General features: G+C 63.1%; 23 protein-coding genes. 3 read left to right on the top strand and 20 right to left on the bottom strand.

The window, feature by feature from the left end; genetic code table 11:
• Positions 1-41: 41 nt before the first annotated feature.
• Together groL and groES are read right to left on the bottom strand one after the other, a co-directional pair.
• On the bottom strand, positions 42-1,688 hold the full coding sequence (gene groL / locus HUK73_RS07975) for a chaperonin GroEL (RefSeq protein ID WP_176591426.1): 1,647 nt from the start codon (positions 1,686-1,688) through the stop codon (positions 42-44).
• Positions 1,689-1,737: 49 nt separating this feature from the next.
• The gene (groES, locus tag HUK73_RS07980) at positions 1,738-2,025 is read right to left on the bottom strand and encodes a co-chaperone GroES (protein ID WP_025549259.1); all 288 of its coding nucleotides are present in this window, start codon (positions 2,023-2,025) and stop codon (positions 1,738-1,740) included.
• Positions 2,026-2,483: 458 nt separating this feature from the next.
• Between groES and HUK73_RS07985 the strand changes: the two genes are divergently transcribed.
• The gene (locus HUK73_RS07985) at positions 2,484-5,456 is read left to right on the top strand and encodes a TonB-dependent receptor (RefSeq protein ID WP_255326227.1); all 2,973 of its coding nucleotides are present in this window, start codon (positions 2,484-2,486) and stop codon (positions 5,454-5,456) included.
• A 158-nt stretch (positions 5,457-5,614) separates the two neighbouring features.
• Entirely contained in the window at positions 5,615-6,481 is an 867-nt protein-coding gene (gene yghU, locus HUK73_RS07990; RefSeq protein WP_176591427.1) for a glutathione-dependent disulfide-bond oxidoreductase, read from the top strand.
• A 23-nt stretch (positions 6,482-6,504) separates the two neighbouring features.
• Here the strand turns inward: yghU and ligA are convergent, their stop codons facing one another.
• The 18 genes from ligA to rimP all read right to left on the bottom strand — a co-directional run bounded on the left by ligA (position 6,505) and on the right by rimP (position 25,183).
• Entirely contained in the window at positions 6,505-8,640 is a 2,136-nt protein-coding gene (ligA, locus tag HUK73_RS07995; RefSeq protein WP_176591428.1) for an NAD-dependent DNA ligase LigA, read from the bottom strand.
• Between the two features lie 10 nt (positions 8,641-8,650).
• Entirely contained in the window at positions 8,651-8,842 is a 192-nt protein-coding gene (locus HUK73_RS08000; protein WP_176591429.1) for a hypothetical protein, read from the bottom strand.
• 3 nt (positions 8,843-8,845) lie between these two features.
• Positions 8,846-9,220, bottom strand: coding sequence for a putative quinol monooxygenase (locus tag HUK73_RS08005; RefSeq protein WP_176591430.1), 375 nt, complete (start codon positions 9,218-9,220; stop codon positions 8,846-8,848).
• A gap of 60 nt (positions 9,221-9,280) precedes the next feature.
• Complete coding sequence (gene recN / locus HUK73_RS08010; RefSeq protein WP_176591431.1) at positions 9,281-10,957, bottom strand: DNA repair protein RecN; 1,677 nt, start codon at positions 10,955-10,957, stop codon at positions 9,281-9,283.
• Between the two features lie 122 nt (positions 10,958-11,079).
• Positions 11,080-11,865 carry an outer membrane protein assembly factor BamD gene (locus HUK73_RS08015; protein ID WP_176591432.1) on the bottom strand — a complete coding sequence of 262 codons (786 nt, stop codon included), beginning with the start codon at positions 11,863-11,865 and terminating at the stop codon, positions 11,080-11,082.
• 182 nt (positions 11,866-12,047) lie between these two features.
• Complete coding sequence (locus HUK73_RS08020; RefSeq protein ID WP_176591433.1) at positions 12,048-13,061, bottom strand: histidine kinase dimerization/phosphoacceptor domain -containing protein; 1,014 nt, start codon at positions 13,059-13,061, stop codon at positions 12,048-12,050.
• Positions 13,062-13,205: 144 nt separating this feature from the next.
• Positions 13,206-15,533 carry a polyribonucleotide nucleotidyltransferase gene (gene pnp / locus HUK73_RS08025; RefSeq protein WP_176591434.1) on the bottom strand — a complete coding sequence of 776 codons (2,328 nt, stop codon included), beginning with the start codon at positions 15,531-15,533 and terminating at the stop codon, positions 13,206-13,208.
• A 175-nt stretch (positions 15,534-15,708) separates the two neighbouring features.
• Complete coding sequence (gene rpsO, locus HUK73_RS08030; protein ID WP_046763409.1) at positions 15,709-15,978, bottom strand: 30S ribosomal protein S15; 270 nt, start codon at positions 15,976-15,978, stop codon at positions 15,709-15,711.
• 19 nt (positions 15,979-15,997) lie between these two features.
• Positions 15,998-16,891: a tRNA pseudouridine(55) synthase TruB gene (gene truB, locus HUK73_RS08035; RefSeq protein WP_176591435.1), complete on the bottom strand. Its 894-nt coding sequence runs from the start codon at positions 16,889-16,891 to the stop codon at positions 15,998-16,000.
• A 33-nt stretch (positions 16,892-16,924) separates the two neighbouring features.
• The gene (locus HUK73_RS08040; protein WP_176591436.1) at positions 16,925-17,272 is read right to left on the bottom strand and encodes a DUF6491 family protein; all 348 of its coding nucleotides are present in this window, start codon (positions 17,270-17,272) and stop codon (positions 16,925-16,927) included.
• A 110-nt stretch (positions 17,273-17,382) separates the two neighbouring features.
• Positions 17,383-17,964, bottom strand: coding sequence for a thymidine kinase (locus HUK73_RS08045; RefSeq protein WP_176591437.1), 582 nt, complete (start codon positions 17,962-17,964; stop codon positions 17,383-17,385).
• Positions 17,964-18,860, bottom strand: a complete 897-nt coding sequence (locus HUK73_RS08050) for an alpha/beta hydrolase (protein WP_176591438.1) — start codon at positions 18,858-18,860, stop codon at positions 17,964-17,966. The genes HUK73_RS08045 and HUK73_RS08050 overlap by 1 nt, the downstream gene beginning before the upstream one ends.
• A 71-nt stretch (positions 18,861-18,931) precedes the next feature.
• Positions 18,932-19,330: a 30S ribosome-binding factor RbfA gene (rbfA, locus tag HUK73_RS08055; protein ID WP_176591439.1), complete on the bottom strand. Its 399-nt coding sequence runs from the start codon at positions 19,328-19,330 to the stop codon at positions 18,932-18,934.
• A gap of 44 nt (positions 19,331-19,374) precedes the next feature.
• On the bottom strand, positions 19,375-22,014 hold the full coding sequence (gene infB, locus HUK73_RS08060; protein WP_176591440.1) for a translation initiation factor IF-2: 2,640 nt from the start codon (positions 22,012-22,014) through the stop codon (positions 19,375-19,377).
• 85 nt (positions 22,015-22,099) lie between these two features.
• Entirely contained in the window at positions 22,100-22,756 is a 657-nt protein-coding gene (locus tag HUK73_RS08065) for a DUF448 domain-containing protein (protein ID WP_176591441.1), read from the bottom strand.
• A 63-nt stretch (positions 22,757-22,819) separates the two neighbouring features.
• Positions 22,820-23,068 (bottom strand): 4-oxalocrotonate tautomerase family protein, encoded by a 249-nt coding sequence (locus HUK73_RS08070; protein ID WP_176591442.1) that lies wholly within the window; start codon positions 23,066-23,068, stop codon positions 22,820-22,822.
• Between the two features lie 6 nt (positions 23,069-23,074).
• On the bottom strand, positions 23,075-24,646 hold the full coding sequence (nusA, locus tag HUK73_RS08075) for a transcription termination factor NusA (RefSeq protein ID WP_176591443.1): 1,572 nt from the start codon (positions 24,644-24,646) through the stop codon (positions 23,075-23,077).
• Positions 24,647-24,658: 12 nt separating this feature from the next.
• Positions 24,659-25,183: a ribosome maturation protein RimP gene (gene rimP / locus HUK73_RS08080; RefSeq protein WP_176591444.1), complete on the bottom strand. Its 525-nt coding sequence runs from the start codon at positions 25,181-25,183 to the stop codon at positions 24,659-24,661.
• 268 nt (positions 25,184-25,451) lie between these two features.
• Here rimP and HUK73_RS08085 point away from each other — a divergent pair, with 268 nt between their 5' ends.
• Positions 25,452-26,186 carry a hypothetical protein gene (locus HUK73_RS08085; protein ID WP_176591445.1) on the top strand — a complete coding sequence of 245 codons (735 nt, stop codon included), beginning with the start codon at positions 25,452-25,454 and terminating at the stop codon, positions 26,184-26,186.
• The last annotated feature ends 21 nt before the right edge of the window (positions 26,187-26,207 follow it).

Below are 26,207 nucleotides of genomic sequence, written 5' to 3' on the forward strand. Positions count from 1 at the left end.
GATCGCTCCGCCGGCCCTTCTCAATCGACATAGCGCAGGACTTAGAAGTCCATGCCGCCCATGCCGCCCATGCCGCCGCCGGGCATGCCCATCGGCGCCTTGTCGTCGGCGGGCAGTTCAGCGATGGTCGCTTCAGTGGTGATCAGCAGGCCAGCAACCGAAGCGGCGTCCTGCAGAGCAGCGCGGACGACCTTGGTCGGGTCGATGACGCCAGCGGCAACCAGATTCTCGTAAGTATCGGTCGCAGCGTTGAAGCCCTTGGTCTCGTCATTCTCGCGCAGCAGGTTGCCGGCGACAACGGCGCCGTCAACGCCCGCATTCTGGGCGATCTGGCGCAGCGGCGCTTCGATGGCCTTGCGGATGATGTCGATACCACGGGTCTGGTCGTCGTTCGAACCCTTGAGGCCTTCGAGAGCCTTGGTCGCGTAGAGGAGGGCCGTGCCGCCACCAGGGACGATGCCTTCTTCCACAGCGGCGCGGGTCGCGTGCAGCGCGTCGTCGACGCGGTCCTTGCGCTCCTTCACCTCGACTTCGGTCGCGCCGCCGACCTTGATGACGGCCACGCCGCCAGCCAGCTTCGCCAGACGCTCCTGGAGCTTCTCACGGTCATAGTCGGACGTGGTCGTCTCGATCTGCGCACGGATCTGCTCGGTGCGGCCCTTGATCGCTTCGGCATCACCGGCGCCATCGACGATGGTGGTGTTGTCCTTGTCGATGGTGACGCGCTTGGCGGTGCCGAGCATGCCCAGGGTCACGTTTTCGAGCTTGATGCCCAGGTCTTCCGAGATCACTTCGCCCTTGGTCAGGACGGCGATGTCTTCCAGCATGGCCTTGCGGCGGTCGCCGAAGCCCGGAGCCTTGACCGCAGCAACCTTCAGGCCGCCGCGCAGCTTGTTGACGACCAGGGTCGCCAGCGCTTCGCCTTCAATGTCCTCAGCGATGATGAGGAGCGGACGGCCCGACTGCACCACGGCTTCCAGAATCGGCAGGATCGACTGGAGGTTCGACAGCTTCTTCTCGTGGATCAGGATGTACGGGTCAGCAAGCTCGACCGCCATCTTTTCCGGGTTGGTGATGAAGTAGGGCGACAGGTAGCCGCGGTCGAACTGCATGCCTTCGACGACGTCCAGCTCGAAATCGAGACCCTTGGCTTCCTCGACGGTGATCACGCCTTCCTTGCCGACGCGGTCCATGGCTTCAGCGATCTTCTGACCGACTTCCACGTCGCCATTGGCCGAGATGATGCCGACCTGGGCGACTTCGTTCGAACCGGCAACCGGCTTCGAGCGGGCCTTGATGTCCTCGACGACCTTCGAGACAGCGAGGTCGATGCCGCGCTTCAGGTCCATCGGGTTCATGCCGGCGGCAACCGACTTCATGCCTTCGCGCACGATGGCCTGAGCCAGAACGGTCGCGGTGGTGGTGCCGTCACCGGCGATGTCGTTGGTCTTCGAAGCGACTTCGCGGACCATCTGGGCGCCCATATTCTCGAACTTGTCCTTCAGTTCGATTTCCTTGGCGACCGAAACACCGTCCTTGGTGATGCGGGGCGCGCCGAAGCTCTTGTCGATGACGACGTTGCGGCCCTTCGGACCCAGCGTCACCTTGACCGCGTCGGCCAGGATGTCGACGCCGCGCAGAATGCGCTCACGGGCGTCGCGGGAGAATTTTACGTCTTTTGCAGCCATGGTAAAAACCTTCTAGCAAATGTGAATGTCAGGAAAATTGACGAAAATCTCAGGCGACGACGCCGAGGATATCGCTTTCCTTCATGATCAGCAGGTCTTCACCGTCGACCTTGACCTCGGTGCCCGACCACTTGCCGAACAGGATGCGGTCGCCGGCCTTGACGTCCAGCGGAGTGACCTTGCCGTCTTCCGACTTGGAGCCGGTGCCGACAGCGACGATCTCGCCTTCCTGCGGCTTTTCCTTGGCGGTGTCGGGGATGATGATGCCGCCAGCAGTCTTCTCTTCCGCCTCTACGCGGCGGACGAGAACGCGGTCATGCAACGGACGAAATGCCATGTTGTGTGCCTTTCCCTCTTACGACGTTTAAATGGGATGGGAAGGAACCGCATGGACAGCGACTCCGGCTCCCTCTCCCGATGAACCTGTGTCTGTTAGCACTCCCCATTGAAGAGTGCCAGCGCCGTTTCATATGGACCGGCAAAGCCAAGGGTCAAGGGTAATCCCTGATATTTTTTTAGCCCCTGCCGATAGCCGGTCGCAGGACGAAGAATGTGAGACGGCGACCCTATAGAACTTCCGTCCCTCAACAGACAGGGAAACTGTTGCATTTATGCTTCTACGTGCAGGAAATGCGACGAATGCGCAGACGTCTGCCGGAAATACAGCTTTACGGTATTAAAACAGAAGCGCAACAAATGGTCCTGCCGGTCGCCTCCTAACTGGACTGTCCGGCAAAAACAGCGCGATGTCGTAGCGTAAATTGACTGCGACAGGCGCCTCAGAGGGGATACCTGATGTCTATGATGAAGACATTTGCCCGGCTGCGTGATGGCGCGGCCCTTTCTGTGTTTGCCATTGTCAGCCTGAGCGCCGCGCCGGCGCTGGCGCAGAATGCGCCTCAAGCCACACCTCAGAACTCCGCCGCCTCCGACGAGGGCGAAACCATCGTCGTCACGGGATCGTTGTTCCGCCGCACCAACACGGAAACGCCCTCCCCGGTAACGGTGCTGACCGCCGACACATTGCAGAAGGCGGGTATCACCACCGCATCCGACGCCATCCGTTCGGTTTCCGCGGATAGCGCAGGGTCGATCGGCACCGGCTTCCAGAGCGGCTTTTCGGCCGGCGGTTCGGCCGTATCGCTGCGCGGCCTGGGCGTATCCTCGACACTGGTCCTGATCGATGGCTTGCGCTCCACCAATTTCCCGATCAACGACGACGGGCACAATGCCTATGTAGATCTGAACTCCATCCCCTTCAGCCTGGTGGAGAGGGTCGAAGTGCTGAAGGACGGCGCGTCGTCCACCTATGGCGCGGACGCGATCGGTGGCGTCGTCAACCTGATATTGAAGAAGCATTTCACCGGCATCGCTGGGAGTGCCGAGGCAGGCGCAGCCTTCAAGGGCGATGCGACACATCGGCGCGCGGACCTGACTATCGGCTATGGCGATTATGACGATCAGGGCTTCAACTTCTATATCAACGGCGAATATCAGCATGACGGCCGCGTCACCAATCACAGCCGCGGCTTCCCCTATAACACGCGCGACCTGACCTCGATCGGGGGCCGCGATACCAACCGCAATGACGACTCGCTGACGGGCGGATCGAACAATGGCACGCCTACGGCCGTCGTGACCCGCGTCAACCAAAGCGACCTCAACAATCCTCTGAGCGGCGGCACGACCCCGCTTACGCAGAACCCAACCCAATATAATGCGCTGAACCTGAATTGCGCCAACGGCACCTTCACAGTGAACACGGCGTCGCAGGTGGGCACGAGTTGCAAATATAATCTGGAAGATCTCTACAACCAGATTGCTCCGCTGCAGCGCCGCTACGCGTTCAACGCCCGCCTCAGCGTTCGCGTGAACGATAATATCGAAGCCTATCTGACGGGCATGTATTCCAACGACTTCGTCAGCATCAAGAATCAGCCCCGCGCCCTGCGCGCGACGCAGCCCTTTGGCGGATCGCCCTCCCTTGCGTCGAACAATCCGGGCATCGTCCTGCCGGTCTATATCTGCTCTGCCGGCGTGAACTGTGCAACGGCTGCCGATCGCCGACTCAATCCGAACAATCCCTATGCGGCCGCCTTCGCCAACGATCCGGCCAACGGCGCGGCCCGCCTTTACTATTTGTTCGGCGATATCCCGGCCGGTAGCGACCGGACCAACGAGGTTTATCGCTTCGCGGGCGGCTTCAGCGGCAGTATCAATGACGACTGGAACTGGAAAATCGACGGCGTCTATGCCCGCGACAATCTGAAGGTCACGCAATATGGCTTCCTGAACATCGCCAACACGCTGAACGCGATCAATACGGGCGCCTATAATTTCGTGAACCCGTCGCTCAATACCGAAGCGGTCCGCAATTTCATCTCGCCCGACCGGACGACGCCATCACATTCCGAAATGTATTCGATCGACGCTTCCATAACGAAGAAGCTGATGGACCTTCAAGGCGGCCCGCTCCAGATCGCCATCGGCGGTCAGGTTCGTCGTGAAACGCTGGAGAACAACAACCAGAATGCGGCGCTCGATACCTGGACGCTGACAACGTCCTCGGCCTTTGGCAAGCACACGGTTTCAGCCGCCTATTTCGAAATCCAGGCACCGCTTCTCACCAATCTGGAAGTCAACGCCTCGGGCCGGTACGACCATTATTCCGAGGGGTTCAGTCACTTTTCGCCCAAGGTGGGCGTGAAGTTCACACCCATTCGTGAAGTGGCCCTGCGCGGCACTTTCTCCAAGGGCTTCCGCGCACCAACCTTCGCGGAATCCAATCCGCGAAGCCAGTTTGCAGGCTTTTCGACCTTCTCGCCGCCCCAGTCGTTCATCGACGCACATGGCGGTGCGGGTAACAACTATACCGCGCCCTATAATCTGGGTTCGGGCCTCACCGGCAATCCCGACCTGAAGCCCGAAAAGTCACGCAGTTTCACCGCAGGCGCCATTTTCGAACCGACGCGCTGGCTCAGCCTCACGGTTGACTATTACAACGTCAAGAAATCGGACCTGATCGTGGCTGGCCCACTGACCGGTGCTGCACGCACGGCCTATTATTCGCAATCCAATGTCACGGCGGCCTGCGCGGCTGTCGCAGCCGTTGGCCCAGGCTATTCGTGCAACGCCATCGACGCCATCGATCCGCTGTTTCCCAACGCCCTGCCGCGTATCCTGATCATCAACGCGCCGTTCGTGAATGCCAACTATGCCGTAACGTCGGGCATCGATCTCTCCGCCACGGCCAAGATACCGCTGGGCCAGGACATATCTTTGACAAGCCGTCTGGAGGCCACCCATGTCTTCCAATATGACCTGCACACCTCAAACGGCGTTCAGAAATATGCCGGTACGCTTGGGCCGTTTGAACTGTCGTCGGGCAACGGCACCCCTGACTGGCGCGGAAACTGGCAGAATACCTTGCAGATCAACAAATTCTCACTGACCGCAACGGCTTATTATGTCGGCAGGATCAAGGCGGTGGCCGCGGACGAAGGTTCGCTCGACTTGTCCTGCGCGCACAATCTGTACGGAACGGGCGACGCATTCTGCCACATCAAGAGCTTCCTCTATGTTGACATGAACGCACAGGTGGAAGTGAACGACAGGTTCACCTTCTTCGCCAATGTGGGCAATATTTTCGGTGCCCACGCCCCGGTTGCTCCCGCAGCCTATTCCAGCAATCCGAACTTCCTGACCACCTGGCACTATGCCGGGCTGATCGGCCGCACCTTCAAGGCGGGGGCGAGCTTCAAGTTCTGATCTCGGGTCAGGGGGGAGAAAGGGCGGCCTCCCTTGGGCCGCCCTTTTTTTGTCCGCGCGGGTTTGTACCAGACGATGGCGATCCCTAACTAGCCTGGACCGGCGGGCGCCTTTGCCACCCGTCACACCGTTGCAAAGCCTTTAAAGGGATCGCCTGCATGCCCGAAACCTATACCCCGCCCCGCGTCTGGACCTGGGACAAGGATAATGGCGGTGCGTTCGCCAGCATCAACCGGCCCATTTCCGGCCCGACCCATGACAAGGACCTGCCCGTCGGCAAGCATCCCCTGCAGCTCTATTCGCTCGCCACACCCAATGGGCAGAAAGTGACGATCATGCTGGAGGAGTTGCTGGAGGCGGGCAAGGATGCGGAATATGACGCCTGGCTGATCCGCATCGGCGATGGCGACCAGTTCGGCAGCGGCTTTGTTTCCGTCAATCCGAACAGCAAGATCCCCGCACTGATGGATCATGGCGTGTCGCCGCCGCAGCGCGTGTTCGAGTCCGGGTCGATCCTGCTCTATCTGGCCGAGAAGTTCGGCGCTTTCCTGCCAACCGATCCGTCCAAGCGGACGGAAGTCCTGAACTGGCTGTTCTGGCAGATGGGTGCCGGGCCGCTGCTGGGCGGCGGCTTCGGGCATTTCTTCGCCTATGCGCCGGAAAAGTGGGAATATCCGATCAACCGCTATGCCATGGAAGTGAAGCGGCAGCTCGACGTGCTGGACCGGCAGCTCGCGAACCATGAATATATCGCGGGAGACGAATATAGCATCGCCGACATGGCGATCTGGCCCTGGTATGGCGGTCTGGTTCTGGGCCGCGCCTATGACGCGGCGGAGTTTCTCGATGCCCAGAGCTACAAGAATGTGATGCGCTGGGCGCAGCAGATCGATACGCGCCCTGCGGTGAAGCGCGGACGCATGGTCAACAAGACGAACGGCCCGCTGGAAGAGCAACTGCATGAGCGTCATGGCTCCAGCGACTTCCAGACGCGAACCCAGGACAAGCTGGAAGGGGCGGCGTAAAAGCCCCCCCTCGGCGGGGTATCCTACCCCGCCGCCTTCACGATTTCGGCCCAGGCGGCTTCGTCTATGACTTCGATGCCGAGCGCCGCCGCCTGTTTGAGCTTCGAACCCGCGCCGGGTCCGGCCACCACCAGATCGGTTTTCGCGCTGACCGATCCGGCCGCCTTGGCCCCCAGCCGTTCGGCCTGCGCCTTGGCCTCATCGCGGCTCATGGTTTCCAGCTTGCCGGTGAACACGACCGTCTTGCCGGTGACGGCGCTGGCCGTCGTTTCGACCACATAATCGGGCGAGGAAACTTCCCCCAGCAGGTCGTTCCAGACCTCCACATTATGCGGTTCGTGGAAGAAGTCCGCCAGCGCATGGCCGACCGCCGACCCCACATTCTCCACGCCGATATGTTCGGCAATCACCTTGTCGAGCCGGTTGCGGAAGCGGCTATCCTCTTCCCCTTCCGCCGGCACGGTGGCTTCGCGCAGGGCGATGACCTCCCTGGCGAGCGCATATATGCCCGGCAGCGTCGTATAGCGCTTGAGCAGGTCGCGAGCGGTCACCGCGCCGACATGGCGGATGCCAAGGCCGAAGAGCAGGCGCGCGGCGTCCGGCTGGCGCTTGGCCTCAATCGCGACGAACAGATTGTCGACCGATTTTTCCTTCCAGCCTTCCCGGCCGAGCAGGTCGACGCGATGCGACCTCAGGCGGAAAATATCCGCCGGTTCCGCGATCCAGCCAAGGTCGAGAAATTCCTCGATGCTCTTTTCGCCCAGCCCCTCGATATCGAGCGCGGCGCGGCTGACGAAATGGCGCAGACGCTCGAAACGCTGAGCGGCGCAGATCAGGCCGCCAGTGCAGCGGAAGTCGACCTCCCCCTCCTCGCGTACCGCTTCGGACTGGCAGACGGGGCAATGGTCGGGGAAGGGAAAGGGCTCACGCGCTTCGTCGCGGGTGAGGTTGTCGACCACCTGCGGGATGACGTCGCCCGCACGCTGGACCACGATGCGGTCACCCGGACGCACGCCGAGCCGCGCAATCTCGTCGGCATTGTGGAGGGTGACGTTGGATACGACGACGCCGCCCACGGTGACTGGCGTCAGGCGACCCACCGGGGTCAGCTTGCCGGTGCGGCCGACCTGGATGTCGATGGCTTCCAGCGTGGTCTGGGCACGTTCGGCGGGGAATTTATGCGCGATGGCCCAGCGCGGCGCCTTGGCGACGAAACCCAGCCGCTGCTGCCAGTCGAGCCGGTCGACCTTGTAGACCACCCCGTCAATGTCGAAGGGCAGGTCGGCGCGAGCAGCCTCGATCCCGCGATAATGGGCGATCAGCGCGTCGAGCGTGTCGACGCAGGTCAGCCGGTCGGAAACCGGCAGGCCCCAGCCCGCAATCGCCTGCATCACGCCAAGCTGGGTCTCGGCGGGCACGGCGCTGACCTCACCCCAGCCATGGGCGAGGAAGCGCAACGGGCGGCTGGCGGTAATGGCGGCGTCCTTCTGGCGCAGCGAACCGGCGGCCGCGTTGCGCGGATTGGCGAACTGGCGGGCCTTTTCCGGGTCATCGGCTTCGGCCAGCAGGCGTTCGTTGAGCGCCACGAAATCGGCCTTGGCCATATAGACCTCGCCGCGCACCTCGAACAGATCAGGGATATTCTCACCCGTCAGGCGATCGGGAATGTCGCCGATGGTGCGCACATTGGCGGTGACATCTTCGCCGGTCGTACCGTCGCCGCGCGTGGCGGCAAGGACCAGTTCGCCCTTTTCATAGCGCAGCGAGCAGGACAGGCCGTCAATCTTGGGTTCCGCCGTCAGCGCGACCGGTGCGTCCTCGGGCAGCGCGAGGAAGCGGCGGACACGGGCGATGAATTCCGCAATGTCCTCGTCCGAAAAGCCGTTGTCGAGGCTCATCATGCGGACGGCATGCTGGACCTTCTTCAGCGCCGATGTCGGCGCAGCCCCGACCTGCGCATTGGGAGAGTCGCTGCGGATGAGGTGCGGAAAGGCCGTCTCCAGCGCATTATTCTCGCGAACCAGCGCGTCATAGTCGGCGTCCGCAATCTCCGGTTCGTCCTGGTCGTGATAGAGCCGGTTGTGGCGCGCAATCTCCCGCGCAAGGCGCATCAGGCGGTTGGCGGCTTCGGCTTCGGTCATCTGGGCGGGATCGGTCATGCGCCTCTCCTTAGCCTTGGCGTCCGGCTGCGGGTAGCTGCAATTCGAGCGGAATCGATTGGGGAACCGGCGTCAACAGGATGGCCAGCCCGGCGATCAGGCCAAGCGCGGCCCAGACATAGCGACCGGCGCGCAGGTCAAAGGCCGCCCGGACCAGACAGAATAAACCGCCGAGCAACATCACAATGACGTAGATGTTCAACTGTCAGACTCCCGCGACGGGCACGGTTTCGAAATGTTGGGGCAAGCCCGCGATGATCGGGCGGGCCCTGACAATGGCGGCGCGGACGGCGGGCAGCCTGAGCGACGCCATGTGGCTTTCGCGGCTATCCCAGACTTCGGTGATCCACAGCGCATCGGGATTCGCCGTGTCGAGCGCGATGACATAAGAAATGCAGCCCGGCATCTCGCCGACCGCTTCCTTCAGATAGCCGATCAGTTCGTCGCGCTTACCGGGTTGGGCAAGCATCTGACCGATGAGGCCGAATTTCAGTTTCGCCTCCTGCGCCCCGGCGGGAACGGTGCTGGCAGCAAGGCCTGCGGCGGCAAGAGTGAGCATATCCCGACGGTTATGGGTCATCCTGTCCTCCATGGAACCCGCGCATCCATACCTCGCCTTCGCTCGACACGGATGGAGCGGTCAGAGTTTTTCCAACAGCCGTTCCGCTTGCGCGCGGGCTTCGGCAGTGATCTCCGCACCCGACAGCATCCGGGCGATTTCCTCCCGGCGTTCGCCATCGCTGAGCGCCCGAACGCCGGTGCGCGTGACCGTTCCCCCATTCACATGGGCGCTCGACTTGGCGATCAGCATATGGCCCGCACCGCGCGCCGCCACCTGCGGGCTGTGGGTGACGACCAGAATCTGGTTGCTCTGCGACAGGCGCGCAAGGCGGTCGCCGATGGCGGAGGCCACGGCGCCCCCCACCCCACGGTCAATCTCGTCGAAGATCAGCGTGTCAGCCCCGCCCTGTTCCGCCAACGCCACTTTCAGCGCGAGGATGAAGCGGGAAAGCTCACCGCCCGATGCGATCTTCACCAGCGGCGCGAAGGGTGAACCCGGATTGGTCGAGATTTCAAATTCCACCCGGTCCAGACCATGCGCGCCCCATTGCCCCTCCTCCTGCGGTGCGACCACAGTGCGGAATCGGGCAGCGTCCAGTTTCAGCGGCGCCAGTTCGGCGGCGACCGCGGCATCGAGCTTGCCGGCCGCCATTTGGCGTTCGGCGGACAGGGCCTGCGCCGCTTCGCGATAGGTGGCTGCCCTTGCCTTAACCTCTGCTGCAAGGGCGGCGAGATGCTCCTCCCCACCCTCAATAGCAGCCAGTTTGGCGGCCATTTCATCGCGCAGGGCAGCGAGATCGTCAGGCTGGACCTGATGCTTGCGGGCAAGGCCGCGCAGGTCGAACAGACGCGTTTCAATGGCGTCGAGACGGGCAGGGTCGAAGCTCAATGCCTCGGCCGCTTCGTTCAGGCGATCCTCGGCCTCGCCCGCTTCGATAACGGCGCGGTCGAGCGCGGCCAGAACCTCGGCCAGCGGCTCATATTCGCTGACGATGCGGTCAAGACGGCGGGCGGCCTGCCGCAACTGGGCAAGGCCGCCGTCCGAGCCAGTGAAGCACTCGGTGACGGCGGACAGATCGTCAGCCAGGCGCGCGCCCTTCTGCATCGTCGCGCGCTCTTCGGCCAGCGTGGCTTCTTCGCCCGGCTCCGCGGCGAAACGGGTGAGTTCGTCGACCGCATGGGTCAGATAATCGCGGTCGCGGGCGGCGCTCTCCACGCTGGCGCGGCTTTCCGCGAGCCGGTCGGCGGCGGCGCGCCATGCATGATAGGCGCCGCTGACCGCGCCCGCGTCGCACCGCCCATAGGCGTCGAGCAAGGCACGATGACCGCGCGGGTTGAGCAGGCCGCGATCATCGTGCTGGCCATGAATTTCGACCAGAGCGCCGCTCAGGTCGCGCAGCAAAGCCGCCGAGCAGGCCTGATCGTTGATGAAGGCGCGGCTGCCGCCATCGGCCTTGACCGTGCGACGGATGATCAGCGGTTCGCCCGGCTCCAGGTCGATGCCATTGCCGGCCAGCAGATCGGTCGCGCGGTGATCGGCGCGGGGCGCGTCGAAAGTGGCGGTGACGCTGGCTTGCGCCTCCCCGTTCCGCACGAGGCCGCTGTCGGCGCGGGCGCCCAGAGCGAGGCCCAGCGAATCGAGCAGGATCGACTTGCCCGCCCCGGTTTCGCCGGTCAGCACGCCAAGGCCGGACCCGAAATCCAGATCCAGCGCCTCGATCAGCACGACATTGCGAATGGACAGGGCGGTCAGCATGGCAGGCTTCTACCCGCTAGAGTGATTTCAAAGCAGGTGGAGCATCTGCTGACTCGGAAATCACGGAAAACACCGCCTCTAGCGTACAAAAGGGGAACAAGCCAGCAGCTTATGGCAGCACCTTATGCCTTGTTGGGGTGTTCCCGCATCAGCTTGTAGCTGCGCTCATACCATTTGGAACCGGGATAGTTCTTGCCCAGCACCGCCGCGGCCTTCTGCGCTTCGGCGGGAATGCCGAGCGAGAGATAGCTTTCGACCAGACGCTCCAGCGCTTCGGGCGTGTGCGTGGTCGTCTGATATTTGTCGATCACCGTGCGGAAACGCAGCGTCGCGGCGAGCCACTGGCCACGACGCTGGTAGAAACGACCAATCTCCATTTCCTTGCCCGCAAGGTGATCGTTGACGAGATCGAGCTTCAGCCGCGCATCGGCAGCATAGCGGGTGTCGGGATAGCGGCGGATCATCTCGCCCAGCGCGTCCAACGCCTGCTTGGTGATCTTCTGGTCGCGGGTGACGTCGGCGATCTGCTCATAATAGCAGAGCGCGATCAGATAATAAGCGTAGGGCGCATCCTTGTTACCCGTGTGAATCGACAGGAAGCGCTGCGCCGCGCTGATCGATTCCGGATAATCCTTGTTCATATAATAGCTGAAGGCGGACATCAGCTGCGCCCGGCGCGCCCAGGGCGAATAGGGATGCTGGCGTTCCACTTCGTCGAACAACGCGGCAGCCAGCTTGTACTGGCCGCGATCCAGCCGGTACTTGCCCGCATTGTAGAGCGTCGACACGTCGCGGGCGACATATTGGGTGTCGGCCTTGTTCTTCGACGTGGCGCATCCGGCAAGAAGAGCGGCAAGCAGAAGCGGTGCAGTGGCCGCGCCGATGCGCGTCATGGTTTTCGTCAACATGGCCGGGTCATAGCCGAGCGAATGGCACTCGCCAAGCGGCAGATTGGTGGTGATGGCGACTAGAGCGGTTTACGATCCGATTGCATCAGATCAACCGCTCTGTTTCTTTGTTTTACCGCGATTTCTTAACCAGCGATTGATTGGCTTCGCCGAACTGCGTTTCCAATCGCTTGGAAATCGCTCTAAGCGCGGGCCGGCAGGTCGAGCCGTGCGATTGCACCGCCCTGCGCAGAGGGCTTCAGCGAGAAGCGGCCGTTGAGCTGACCGGCCAGAGCGTTGGAAATACGCAGACCCAGGCTCCTGGCGCCGCTATGGTCGAAATCGGACGCTATGCCTTTGCCATCGTCGGTGACATGCAGCGCGATGCCTTCCTCCGACACGTCCAGCCCGACATGGATGCGCCCGCCCCGATGCGGCAGGCCATGTTCAATGGCATTGCTGACCGCCTCCGTCACGATCAGGGCAAGCGGCACGGCGACATCGGGTTCGAGAATCAGGTCCCTCGGCGCTTCGACCGTCATGGCGATGTCGTCGCGACCGCTCGCCTCCATCACATCGGCGGTCAGCGTGGTCAGGAAAGCGCTGATATTCTGCCCCTCCCCCGAAGGATTGTAGAGCGCGCGGCTGATACGCCCGACCAGCGACAGCCGGGCGGAGGCGTCGTCCAGCGCGCGGCGGGCAAGGTCATGGTCGACATGGCGGCGCTGGAGCGAAAGCATGGCCGCCACGACCTGAAGGTTGTTGGACACGCGATGCTGCAATTCGTGGAACAGCAATTCGCGATTCTCGGCCAGCACGCGGCTTCGCTCGCGCTCGACCGCGAGGTCGAAATTCGCCTTCTGCATGAAATGGATAAGCGCGATGTCCACGGCCACGACCACGCCATAGAAGCTGAGCGCCAGCATCACCCCCGGACTGAAGGCAAAACCCATGCGCGGCGGAATGAAAAAATACCAGGAAATGAGACCGCAGAGTATTGCCGCATAAATGCCGGGCCGCACGCCGAAGAGAAAAGAGGTGAGAATGACGGCAGGAAAGAAAGAAACGAAAGGATAACCCACCGGCATGGCGATCTCCGCCATGCAACGGATCGCCAGCGCCAACAGACAAAGAACCGTTGCCAGCAGATAGGCGTACCAGGGCCGGCGCAGGACGAGCGGCAGACGCTCGACAAAGCGTATATTTTTGCGCTGCACATCGCCCCCCTATACCCTTTGTTACAGTAACATAACTTTCGCCCACGCCAATTGATTGAGATCAGTAAAATATTCAGTTCATCGAAAAGGGCGCCCGGATGACCCGGACGCCCCTCTTTTCTTGTCAAAGCTGACGGTTCGCGATCAATCCTGGGTCAGGAAATCGGGCAGGCCAGCGTTGGAGCCGTCATCGTCGCCTCCATTACCCTTGCCTTCGCCGCGCGGGCCACGGTCGCGACGCGGGCCGCGATCGCCGCCCCGATCACCACCGCGTCCACCACGGTCCCCGCCATCACGGCGCGGGCCGCGACCACGATCGCCACGATCACCGCGCGGTTCACGCGGTTCGCGGGCCGGACGGGTGTCTTCCAGTTCCGCGCCGGTTTCCTGATCGACGACGCGCATCGACAGGCGAACCTTGCCGCGCGGGTCGATCTCAAGAACCTTGACCTTCACTTCCTGACCTTCCGACACGACGTCGGTCGGCTTCTCGACACGCTCATTCTTCATTTCGGAGACGTGGACGAGGCCGTCCTTGCCACCCATGAAGTTCACGAACGCACCGAAGTCGACGATGTTGACGACCTTGCCGGTGTAGATCTTGCCGACTTCCGCTTCCTCGACGATGCCGAGAATCCACTTCTTGGCGGCCTCGATCTGGTTGAGGTCGGACGAGGAAATCTTGATGATGCCTTCGTCGTCGATGTCGACCTTGGCGCCGGTTTCCGCGACGATCTCGCGGATGACCTTGCCGCCGGTGCCGATGACATCGCGGATCTTCGACTTGTCGATCTGGATCGTCTCAATGCGCGGAGCATGAGCGCTCAGCTCGGTGCGGGTCGAGGACAGAGCCTTGCCCATCTCACCCAGGATATGGGCGCGGCCTTCCTTGGCCTGACGCAGCGCGACTTCGAAGATTTCCTGCGTGATGCCGGCAACCTTGATGTCCATCTGCATGGTGGTGATGCCCGCTTCCGTGCCCGCCACCTTGAAGTCCATGTCGCCGAGATGATCCTCGTCGCCCAGAATGTCGCTAAGGACAGCGAAATTCTTGCCTTCCAGGATCAGGCCCATGGCGATGCCCGACACCGGACGCTTCAGCGGAACGCCCGCGTCCATCATGGACAGCGAACCGCCGCAGACCGTCGCCATAGAGGACGATCCGTTGGACTCGGTGATGTCCGACAGGACGCGGATGGTGTAGGGGAACTCTTCCTTGCTCGGCAGGACCGGGTGCAGGGCGCGCCATGCCAGCTTGCCATGGCCGACTTCGCGACGGCCCGGCGCGCCGAAGCGGCCGACTTCACCGACCGAATAGGGCGGGAAGTTATAGTGCAGCATGAAGCTTTCATAATGAACGCCGGTCAGGCCGTCGATCATCTGCTCCGCGTCCTTGGTGCCCAGCGTGGTGGTGCAGATCGACTGCGTTTCGCCACGGGTGAACAGCGCCGAACCATGGGTGCGCGGCAGGAAGCCCACCATCGCCTCGATCGGGCGGATCTGGGTGGTGGTGCGGCCGTCGATGCGCTTGCCGTCCTTCAGGATGGCACCGCGCACGATTTCGGCTTCCAGCTTCTTGGTCAGCTTGATGCCGGCCATGACGGTCTGAGCGTCGAGGCCGTCGGCCGCGAACTGGGCCTTCGCCTTGGCGCGGGCTTCGTTCAGCGCGTTGGAGCGGGCCGACTTGTCGGTCAGCTTGTAGGCAGCCGTGATGTCCTTGCCGATCAGCTTCTTGAGCTTCTTCTTCAGGTCATCCAGATCGTCGCCCTTGGCGACTTCCCACGGGTCCTTCGCGGCCTGCTCGGCCAGATCGATGATCGCGTTGACGACCTTCTTCGACGCTTCATGCGCGAACAGGACGGCGCCGAGCATGACGTCTTCCGACAGTTCCTTGGCTTCGGATTCGACCATCATCACGGCGTTGCCGGTGGCGGCGACGACCAGGTCGAGCTCGCCGGTCTTCACTTCGTCCAGCGACGGGTTCAGCTGATATTCGCCATCCTTGTAACCGACGCGGGCAGCGCCGATCGGGCCGAGGAAGGGAACGCCCGACAGGGTCAGCGCGGCCGAAGCGGCGATCATCGCCACGATATCGGGTTCGCTTTCGCCGTCGAAGCTCAGAACCTGAGCGATAACGTTGATTTCGTTATAGAAACCTTCGGGGAACAGCGGGCGGACCGGACGGTCGATCAGGCGGGAAACCAGCGTTTCCTTTTCCGTGGCGCCACGCTCACGCTTGAAGAAGCCACCCGGAATGCGACCGGCGGCCGAATATTTTTCCTGATAGTGGACGGTCAGCGGGAAGAAGTCCTGTCCTTCCTTCACCGACTTGGCGGCGGTCACGGCGCACAGCACCACGGTCTCGCCATAGGTCGCCAGCACGGCGGCGTCAGCCTGACGCGCAATACGGCCGGTTTCGAGCGTGAGGGTCTTGCCGCCCAGCTCGATTGATACCTTCTTTACATCGAACATGCTTATTTCCTTCGCCCGCCTGGCCCTATTGCCGGGCGGGGCCTGTGTTGCGCGCTATCCGGCGCGCGGCGGTTTCGGAGCATCGTCTGGCCCTTGATATGCAACAGGGCGCCGGATTGCGCCCCATTCCAGAATCGGAAACGGCCCCGAATGGGGCCGTCCCTTTGTAGCAGGCTTACTTGCGCAGGCCCAGCTTGGTGATGAGGTCGGTATAGCGACCCGCATCCTTCTTCTTCAGATAGTCCAGCAGCGAACGGCGCTTGTTGACCAGCATCAGCAGGCCGCGACGGCTGTGGTTATCCTTGTGGTGACCCTTGAAATGCTCGGTCAGGTTGGAGATGCGCTCCGAGAGGATCGCAACCTGGACTTCCGGCGAACCGGTATCGCCTTCGGCGCGGGCATGTTCCTTGATCAGCGCTTCCTTGCGCTCAGCAGTAATCGACATCGGCTTCCTTTCGTAACATCTAGAGATTGAAGCCGCGCACCACCCGGATTTCCGGGCCACTGGCTTCGACCAGCGCGACGGGCGTGTCGCCCTCCATCGCCAGCATGAGGCCGGTATGCGGTTTCCCCACAAGCACCTTCCCCTGTCGGAGAGCCAGCGCATCGTCGGGAGAGACTGCAAGAGCCGGGATGTCGTCCAGCCCTGCGGTCAACGGCAGCATAAGACCACCGAAGCCGCCGCCCCTAGCAGCTTCGTCCAATTTGTCCAGCGAAATCGCGGATTCCAGGGTGAACGGACCCGCCTTCACCCGGCGGAGCATGGTGACATGGCCCACCGTGCCAAGCGCCAGCGCAATGTCGCGGGCAAGGCTGCGAATATAGGTGCCCTTGGAAACATGGGCGGTCAGCGTGACGGAGGCCAAGCCCTGCCCTTCGGCCTGCTGGCCCGTCACGGTGAGCGCATGGATGGTGACGGCGCGCGTCTTCATCTCCACATCCTGACCGGCGCGGGCGAGATCATAGGCCCGCTGGCCGTCGATCAATATGGCGGAATAGGCGGGCGGCGCCTGTTCGATGGGACCGGTGAAGCGCGGCAGGATCGCCTCGACATCGGCCAGCGCCGGGCGATGGTCGTGGCGCGCGATTTCCTTGCCCTCAAGGTCCAGCGTATCGGTCTGGACGCCGAAGGTGACAGTGAAATCATAGATTTTGTCGCTGTCCAGCATCCGTCCGGCAAGCTTGGTTGCCTCGCCGATCGCGATCGGCAGCACGCCGGTCGCCAGCGGATCGAGCGTGCCGCCATGGCCGACCTTCCACTTGCCCGCGCCGCTCTGGCGCAGGGCGCGCTTCACCGCGCTCACTGCCTGTGTCGATCCCAGCCCATGGGGTTTGTCAATGATGATCCAGCCGTGCATGGCGGCGGCCTCTACCGGGAGCGCCGCCTGCTGTCAGCCTTTCTTTGCCTTCACGGGCGGGCCGTAGCTCAGCGTGAAGCTCATGATCGGGCAACGCTGGCCGCGCACGATCACCGTGCCGAACTTATCCAGCGTGTCGATCCCGCGCGTCTCGAAGCCCACGGCATTGGCGAAAGGCAGGTCGAAGCAATTGCCCATCAGCTTCGCATAATACCAGCGGCGATGCTGGTCCTGCACATAAAGGCCGTGCGAGCCGTCCGCCTGCCAGTTCCAGACTCCGCCATGGTTGACGAAAGGGATCGAGGCTTCCGGCGACGCGGCGGATGCCATGGCCCCCGCCGCCAGCAGCGGCGCGGCGAGAAAAGCGATCAATGTCTTCATGGTTCTTCTCCAGCTTCAGGAGAGCAGAACCCCCGGTGCTCTATCCTTATGACGCGAAGATAGAAAGCCGACCGCCCGACCGGGAGGCCGATGCGACACTTTAAGACAAATCAGTTGCCCGAACGCCGCTCAACAAAATGACGGCGGCAGAGAGCGACATAGCGGTCATTGCCACCGATTTCGGTCTGCTCCCCCTCGCGGATCGGGCGCCCCTCCCCGTCGACGCGCAGGTTCATCGTCGCCTTCCGCCCGCATTCGCAGATCGTCTTGATCTCCGTCAGCGTGTCGGCAAGCCCCAGCAGCGCCGCACTGCCCTCGAACAATTGCCCCTGAAAATCCGTGCGTATGCCATAACAGAGGACGGGAATGCCCAGCCGGTCGCATATGGCGGAAAGCTGCCAGACCTGTGCCGTGTTCAGGAACTGCGCCTCGTCGACCAGCACGCAGGACAGCGGGGTCTGGGCATGCTGGGCTGCGATACCGGCGAACATGTCGGTCGCCGCGTCGAACAGATGCGCCTCCGCCTCCAGCCCGATGCGCGAAACGATCAGGCCCTGCCCGTAGCGGTCGTCGATCGCGGCGGTCCAGAGCATGGTTTCCATGCCCCGTTCGCGATAGTTGAAACTGGATTGCAGCAGGGTCGTCGATTTCCCCGCATTCATCGAACTATAATAGAAATAGAGCTTGGCCATCAGCGTGCCATGGGCGCGATCTGCTTGAGGAAGCGAACCAGCGCATCCGCGAGCGCAATGCGCTTGTCGGAAAAACTGTGGTCGGTCGGCCAGACCATCAGCCGCGCGTCGGGATTGGCGGATTGCGCATCAGCCGTGACCTTGCGCGCCATGGAGCCGATGCCCCGTTCCGCACCGATGATGGTCAGCGGACGGCGGCCATAGCCGACAAGCTGGCGGCCGAGGTCGAATTTCTCGCCATTGGCGCGAATTTCTCCGGTCAGGCTTTCATAAGTGGCGCCCTTGAGCGGCGGGAGGTCGCCCGCCACTTCTTCCTTCCATGCCGCCTCGCCTTGCGGAGAGGAGAGAGCAGTGACGGTTTCGGCCGGGTCCCAGGGATCGATCAGGAACAGGCCCGCGACATGGGGTTCCGCGGCGGCGACATCGGCGGCCATGAAGCCGCCCATGCTGTGCCCGGCAACGACGATGGCGCTGGTATCAATGCGATATCTGGCGACATTGGCCGATTGCTGAAGGAATTGCAGCGCATTCCACGCATCTTCCGAGGCATGGGTGAAGGAGAAGCCGCCCGGACTGCCCCAGCTACCGCGATAATGGAGCGTCAGCACATTCCACCCGGCGCGACGCGCCGCCTGGGCAAGGTCCAGATTCTGCTCATTGCCGGGGAAGCCGTGGAGCAGCAGCAGCGTCGGGTGCAGGCCCGAACCTGCGGCGGTGTAGAGCACCGCGTTCAGTGCGCCGTCTTCGGAGGGGATGACGAAGGCACTCATGCCTGCTGGATAGGTCGCGTCGGGGGCGGGATCGCTGATGACGGCGGGATGGACCGCCGCTTCCTTCGCCGCCAACGGTGACGCAAGCGCCAAAGCTGCGGCCCCGAAAATCCCGATCCTTTTCATGCCCCTTGCCCCTTTTGCCTCGCCTGCGGGAAAGACGCTGTTAGCCGGGCCGCGCCGTCACGTCGACGGGATTACTCGCCTTCGTCCGGCTTTTCCAGATCGCGGGCGACCTTGGGATCACGCAGCAGCCTGTCGATATGGCTGCCTTCATCGAAGCTCTCATCGGCCAGGAATTTGAGCTTCGCCGCATATTTCAGGCGCACGCGGGTCGCGACCTCACGCTGGAGATAGGCGGTGTTGGTGCGCAGGGCCTTGATGACCGCCTGCTCATCCTGCCCCAGCAGCGATTTCACGAAAACCGTTGCATGGCGCAGATCGGGCGACATGCGGACTTCGGTGATGCTGACGACATGGCTGGTCAGCACATCGTCATGCACATCGCCGCGCTGAAGGATGTCGGACAGGACGTGGCGCACCTGTTCGCCCACGCGGAGCAGACGGACAGAGGGGCCTTCATTTTGTTGAGCCATAGCCAAAAACTCCCCCCTCCCTTCGGAGGGAGGGTTTTCCTACATTACAGCGTGCGAGCGCGTTCCTCGACCTCGAACAGTTCGAGCGTATCGCCGACCTTGATGTCGTTCGTATCCTGAAGGACCGCACCGCACTCCATACCGGCGCGGACTTCGGACACGTCGTCCTTGAAGCGGCGCAGCGAGGCGATGTGGGTGCGCGACACGATGACATCGTCGCGGGTAAGGCGCGCGGCCAGACCCTTGCGGATGATGCCGTCGAGGACGAGCAGACCGGCTGCCTTGTCCTTCTTGCCCGCCGGGAACACCTGAAGCACCTCGGCCCGGCCGACGATGGTTTCGATGCGCTCTGGAGCCAGCTGGCCCGCCATTTCGCCGCGAACCTCTTCGAGCAGGTCGTAGATCACGTCATAATAGCGCAGCGAGATCTTCTCGCGTTCCGCCAGCTGACGCGCCTTGGCATTGGGACGCACGTTGAAGCCGATCAGCGGCGCGCGGCTGGCGGCAGCCAGCGTGACGTCGCTTTCGGTGATCGCGCCGACGCCCGAATGCAGGATGCGGACCTTGATCTCATCGGTCGAGATCTTGTTCAGCGACGACACGATCGCTTCCACCGACCCCTGCACGTCGCCCTTCACCACCACCGGATATTCGATGACCTTGGTGTTGAGCGCCGAGAACATATGCTCGAAGCTGGTCGGAGCCGCCGTGGTGCGCTTCTTGGTCGCCTGTTCCTGACGATAGGCCGCGACTTCGCGGGCGCGGGCTTCATTCTCGACGACGGTGAGTTGATCGCCCGCCAGCGGAACACCCGACAGACCCAGAACCTCAACCGGGGTCGAAGGACCGGCGGTCTTCACATTCTGGCCCTTGTCGTTGATCAGAGCGCGGACCTTGCCGCTCTCCGCGCCGATGACGAAGGTGTCGCCGACCTTGAGCGTGCCCTTGCGGACCAGCACGGTCGCAACCGCGCCACGGCCCTTGTCGAGTTGCGCCTCGATCACATTGCCTTCGGCGGCGCGATCGGGGTTGGCGGTCAGTTCCATGACCTCGGCCTGGAGCAGGATCTTTTCGATCAGCTCGTCCAGACCGGTCTTCTTGAGCGCCGAAACCTCGACATCCTGGACGTCGCCGCCCATATCCTCAACGACGATTTCCTCGCTCAGCAGGCGCTCGCGCACCTTCTGCGGATTGGCTTCGGGCTTGTCGCACTTGTTGATCGCGACGATCATCGGGACGCCAGCCGCCTTGGTGTGATTGATGGCTTCGATGGTCTGCGGCATCAGCCCGTCATCGGCCGCCACCACGAGGATGACGATATCCGTGACGTTCGCGCCGCGCGCGCGCATTTCCGAAAAGGCTTCGTGGCCCGGCGTATCGAGGAAGGTGATGACGTCACCGCCCTTGGTCGTCACCTGATAGGCGCCGATATGCTGGGTGATGCCGCCGCTTTCGCCCGCGACCACATCGGTCCCGCGCAGCGCGTCGAGCAGCGAGGTCTTGCCGTGGTCGACATGGCCCATGATGGTCACGACCGGCGCACGCGGCTTCAGCGCTTCAGGCGCGTCAACCTCACCCTCCATGCCGATTTCGACGTCGGCGTCGGACACGCGCTGGATGCGGTGGCCGAATTCCTCGACCAGCAGCTCCGCCGTATCCTGATCGATCGGCTGGTTCAGCGTGACGGCGGTGCCCATCTTGAACAGGGCCTTCACCAGATCCGCGCCCTTTTCGGCCATGCGGTTGGCGAGTTCCTGAACGGTGATGCTTTCCGGCACGACCACGTCGCGGACCTGCTTTTCACGCTGCTGGGCGCCGCCCGAATAATGGGCGCGGCGTTCCTTCTCGCGGGCGCGCTTCAAGGCTGCGAGGCTGCGGGCGCGGGCGCTGTCGTCGTCCGCCAGAGCGCGGGTGACGGTGAGCTTGCCGGCCTGACGGCGATTGTCGTCGCCACGCTTGGCGCGATCCGGCTTGGCCGGTTCGGGGCGCTTGACCGGCGCAACCGGGGTGAAGCGGCGCGGCGGCGGCACGGTCGAAGAGGTGCTGGTGGTCGTCGCGGCGGGCTTCTGCTCGGCAGCAGCGGCGGCGGGCGCGGCTTCGACCGGAGCAGCGGCAGCAGGTGCAGCAGGCGCCTCGACCGGCTCGGGCGCGGGAGCAGGCGCCTTGGCAGCTTCCTCGGCGGCCTTGACGGCTTCCTCGGCCTGACGCGCGGCTTCCGCTTCGGCGGCCTCGGCGGCAAGGCGATTTTCCTCGGTGCGGCGCTTCTCTTCCTCGCTGGCGGCAAGACGCTGGGCGTCCTCACGGCGGCGCGCATCCTCCAGCGCGGTCATGCGGGCTTCCTCAGCCTCGCGCAGCAGCTTCGCCTGCAATTCCTGACGCGACATCAGGCTCTGCGGCGGCGCGTGACGCACGGGCGCGGGTTGCGGCGCGCGGGCCTGGGGCTGCTGCGGCGCAGGGGCCGGAGCCGGTGCCGCAGCGACAGGCGCGGGTGCGGCCTGATCTTCAGGCGCAGCGTGACCGGACTCACCCGGCTTGCCCAGGATGCGGCGCCGCTTCACCTCAACCACGACCGTATTCTTGCGGCCATGGCTGAACTGCTGCTGCACCTGACCGGACTCGACCGTGCGCTTGATCCCCAGCGGCTTGCGGCCCAGAACCGGCTTGTCTTCCTTGCTGTCACTCATACGACTGAACTATACCCTTCACATCAACTCGACCGGCAAGGCCCGTCGGCGCCTTCATTCAATAAGCCGCTACCGACAGATTACGTTAGGCGCCCAGCACACCGGCGGAGTCCTGCTCCCCATGCACCGGCGCTCCGTTAGCGCAACCCAGATAGCTTTCCAAGCGGCCTATGGCCGCACGCAGACGCGACGCCGCACGCGAGTCGGTCACTGCGATATGGACGACATTATCCCGCCCCATTGCCATAGATAGGGCGTGTCGGTCCACAGGCAAGACGATACCCGCCAAATCCGTACCTTCCGCTTCCTGCCCGACGCGGTAGGCCTGATCGAGCTTGCGGTTGCCGTCGGCGGCCGCGTCAGCGGCGTGGAGCAGCAACTCGACCTGCCCCTTGCGGCAGGCGACGTCGATCTTTTCCGAGCCGGTGAGGACCATGGACGCCCTCGCCTCCAGTCCCAAGCGGTCGAGCAAAGCCTTGCGCAAACCGTCCTCAATAAGGGCGGGCAGCGTGTCGGGGATTTGCAGATCGCCGGTCTTGAACGCGCGGGCGAGTGCGCCCTTGAGCTTGCCCTTGGCCAGCGCCTGTTCGAGTTCGGCGCGTGACACGCCGATCCAGGCGCCACGGCCGGGAGCTTTGGCGCGGATGTCGGGCAGAATTTCACCGTTCGGGCCGCAAGCGAGCCGGACCAGCATGTCCGGGTCCGCGCGGTCGCCCGACAGGATGCATTTGCGTTCGGTCATGTCAGCGCCTCCCTTATGGAAGCGGACATGCCGATCTCAATGCTATGGGAGAGCCTCAGCCTCTCATTGGGAAGTGACCGCAGCATTGGCGTCCTCCCCTGCATTTGGCCCAGGCTTGGGCGCAGGCGCGCGATCAGCGATAAGCTGACCGCCCGACCCATAATTTTCCGTCGAAATCTCGGAAATCACCACCTGCACGGCAGAGGCCGGCTTCCCCAGACGCTCGACGAGCGACTGGGTGACGTCGGCGACGATGGCCGCCTTCTGCTCACGGGTGGCGTTTCCGGCCAGACGGATGTCGACAAAGGGCATCTTGGCTTACGCTTCCTCGCCTTCGAACCAGTGGGCGCGAGCGGCCATGATGATCTCATTGCCCTGCTCTTCGCTGAGGCCATATTCGGCGAGAATCCCGCCCTTGTCCTCATTGCTCTCATTGCGGCGGCGACGCTGGTCGACGCGCTTCTTGGCGATCAGCTCGTCGGTGGCGAGGTCGGCCAGATCGTCGAGCGTCTTCACGCCCGCCTTGCCCAGCGTCACCAGCATGGCTTCGGTGAGGTGCGGCATGTCGGCCAGCGCATCCTCGACGCCCAGCGCCTGACGCTCCTCACGGGCAGCGGCTTCGCGGCGGTCGAGCGCTTCCTGCGCACGGCTTTGCAACTCCTGCGCCAGTTCCTCGTCAAAGCCTTCGATCGCGGCCAGTTCGTCGATGCCGACATAGGCCACTTCCTCCAGCTCGCCAAAGCCTTCGGCCACCAGCAGCTGCGAGAGGGTTTCGTCGACGTCCAGTTCGTTCTGGAACATTTCCGAACGGGCGACGAATTCCTTCTGGCGCTTCTCCGACGCGTCAGCCTCGGTCATGATGTCGATGGCCTTACCGGTCAGCTGCGAGGCAAGACGGACATTCTGGCCACGACGGCCGATGGCCAGCGACAGCTGATCGTCGGGAACGACGACTTCGATGCGCTCCTCTTCCTCGTCGATGACGACGCGGGCGACCTGCGCGGGCTGGAGCGCGTTGACGACGAAGGTCGCCGTGTCCTCGCTCCACGGAATGATGTCGATCTTCTCGCCCTGCATTTCCTGCACGACGGCCTGCACACGGCTGCCCTTCATGCCGACGCAGGCGCCGACGGGATCGATGCTCGAATCGCGGCTGATGACGCCGATCTTGGCGCGCGAACCCGGATCGCGGGCAGCGGCCTTGATCTCGATCACGCCGTCATAGATTTCGGGCACCTCCTGCGCGAACAGCTTCTTCATGAACTCAGGATGCGCGCGGCTGAGGAAAATCTGCGGCCCGCGATTTTCGCGGCGTACGTTCAGGATCACCGATCGGATGCGGTCGCCGACGCGGACGACTTCACGCGGAATCTGCTGGTCGCGGCGGATGACGCCTTCTGCGCGGCCGAGGTTCACGACGACATGGCCGAACTCGACCGACTTCACGACGCCGGTGATGATTTCACCCACGCGGTCCTTGAATTCCTCATGCTGGCGCTCGCGCTCGGCGTCGCGGACCTTCTGGAAGATCACCTGCTTGGCCGACTGGGCGTCGATGCGGCCCAGATCGATCGGGGGCAGCGGGTCGACGATGAAGTCACCGATCACGGCGTCCTTCTTCAGCTTCTGCGCCTGACGCAGATCGACCTGCTTGAAATAGTCGTCGACCGCCTCGACCACTTCGACGACGCGCCACAGGCGCAGGTCGCCGGTGTCCGGGTCCAGCTTCGCGCGAATGTCGTTTTCCGCGCCATAGCGCGCACGAGCGGCACGCTGGATCGCGTCTTCCATCGCCTCGATGACGATCGCCTTGTCGATCATCTTCTCGCTGGCGACGCTGTTCGCAATGGCGAGCAGCTCGGCCTTGTTGGCGGAAATGGCGTTGGCCATGGTCGTAAACCCTTATTCTTCGGTTTCGAACTCGTCCGCCCCATCGGAGGAGAGCGGCATACTAGCAGCAATCAGCGCGTCGGTCAGTATCAGCTTGGCATCCCCGACCAGCGCGAAAGGGATGACCACGGCACCGGCCTTGGCGTCGGTGAAAAGGATATTCTCGCCCTCGACGCCGTTCAGCACGCCCCGGAAGCTCTTGCGGCCGGAGACGGTTTCGGTGGCGGCGATCTTCGCCTCATGCCCGGCCCACTCCATGAAGTCGTGCAGGCGGGTCAGAGGACGGTCGATGCCCGGCGAGCTGACTTCCAGGCGATAGGCTTCCTCGATCGGGTCGGCTTCGTCCAGCACGTCCGAGAGGCGGCGGGAGATGGTGGCGCAATCCTCGATGACGAGCTGCTTCGTTTCGGGCCGCTCGGCCATGATCTGAAGCGTATATTCGTCACCCGACCCGAACAGCTTGATGCGCACGAGGTCGAAGCCCAAGGCTTTCACCTCCGGTTCGATCAGGGCTGTCAGTTCGGCGATGTCCGCCATGGAGTCTCCAAAAAGCAAAAATGTGCGGCCTCCCGTCGCCGCAGGCTCCCGCCCGCGACCCCAACATGTTTGACGATGTAAGGAAGCAAGGGCGATATAAGCGCGATGCGACGCCGCTGCAACAACATTTGTTGCGGATCATTGTCACGCCTGCATTTGCACCCGCTGCACGCCAGACCAAGGGCGCCGTTCAGCAGGGAAAGAACTTGTTCCCTTCAATGTCTCTTAACCCCCCGCCGCTTATCGCAATGGAAACAGGGGGGATTTCATGCTGCGCATCTTATTGCCAATTGGCCTTTTCGTTGCCGCACTGCTCTATTTCGGCGGCTTTCTCAATTCCGGTTATACCCGCGACGTCGAACGACCGGTAAGGGACGTTATGACTGCGCTTGAGGGGCTGGATGTCCGGAGAGAGCCAGGATCGCCAGGCACCGATCCGTCGCGTTCGGGAGGCGTGATGCCCGATTTCAAACTGGAACGCGAACCGGGCAAGATGGTCTGGGTGGTCATGGCGGGGGACAAGGTCGCCACCCGCATGATCGCGACGCTGGAGCCGCTCAAGGACGGTGCGGCTACCCGCATCCACGCTGCGGTTGAACGCGGCGACGCGCCCGAGGATATCGTCTCACCCGCCTTCCGGTCGGAGAAGATCACGCTCGGCCTGTTCGCTGCCGCACTGGAAAGCCAGATCAACAAGCTGACACTCGCCTGGGGGCCGCAATGCGACCAGTTGGTGCAGGAATTCCTGAACGGCGGATCGCCGGGATCGGACGACCGTAGCACGCTGGGCGGCGCGATCGGAGCGACATCCCGTGACATCATGCGGATCGGGGCAGCCGATACCAAGCTGCGCGCAGCGGGTTGCGATCCGGATCAACGCCCCAAGGATGCCGCTCCACTCACCCCGGCGATAACGCCGCCGCACTCCATGTCCGGCCCAGCGCCTCAGGACGAGGTCCGCTTCGAACCGGGCAAGCCGATGATCGATCCGACCGTCCGCTGAAACGAAAAACGGGGCCAGTCC

The sequence above is a fragment of the Sphingobium sp. EM0848 genome (assembly GCF_013375555.1).
Classification (GTDB): Bacteria; Pseudomonadota; Alphaproteobacteria; order Sphingomonadales; family Sphingomonadaceae; genus Sphingobium.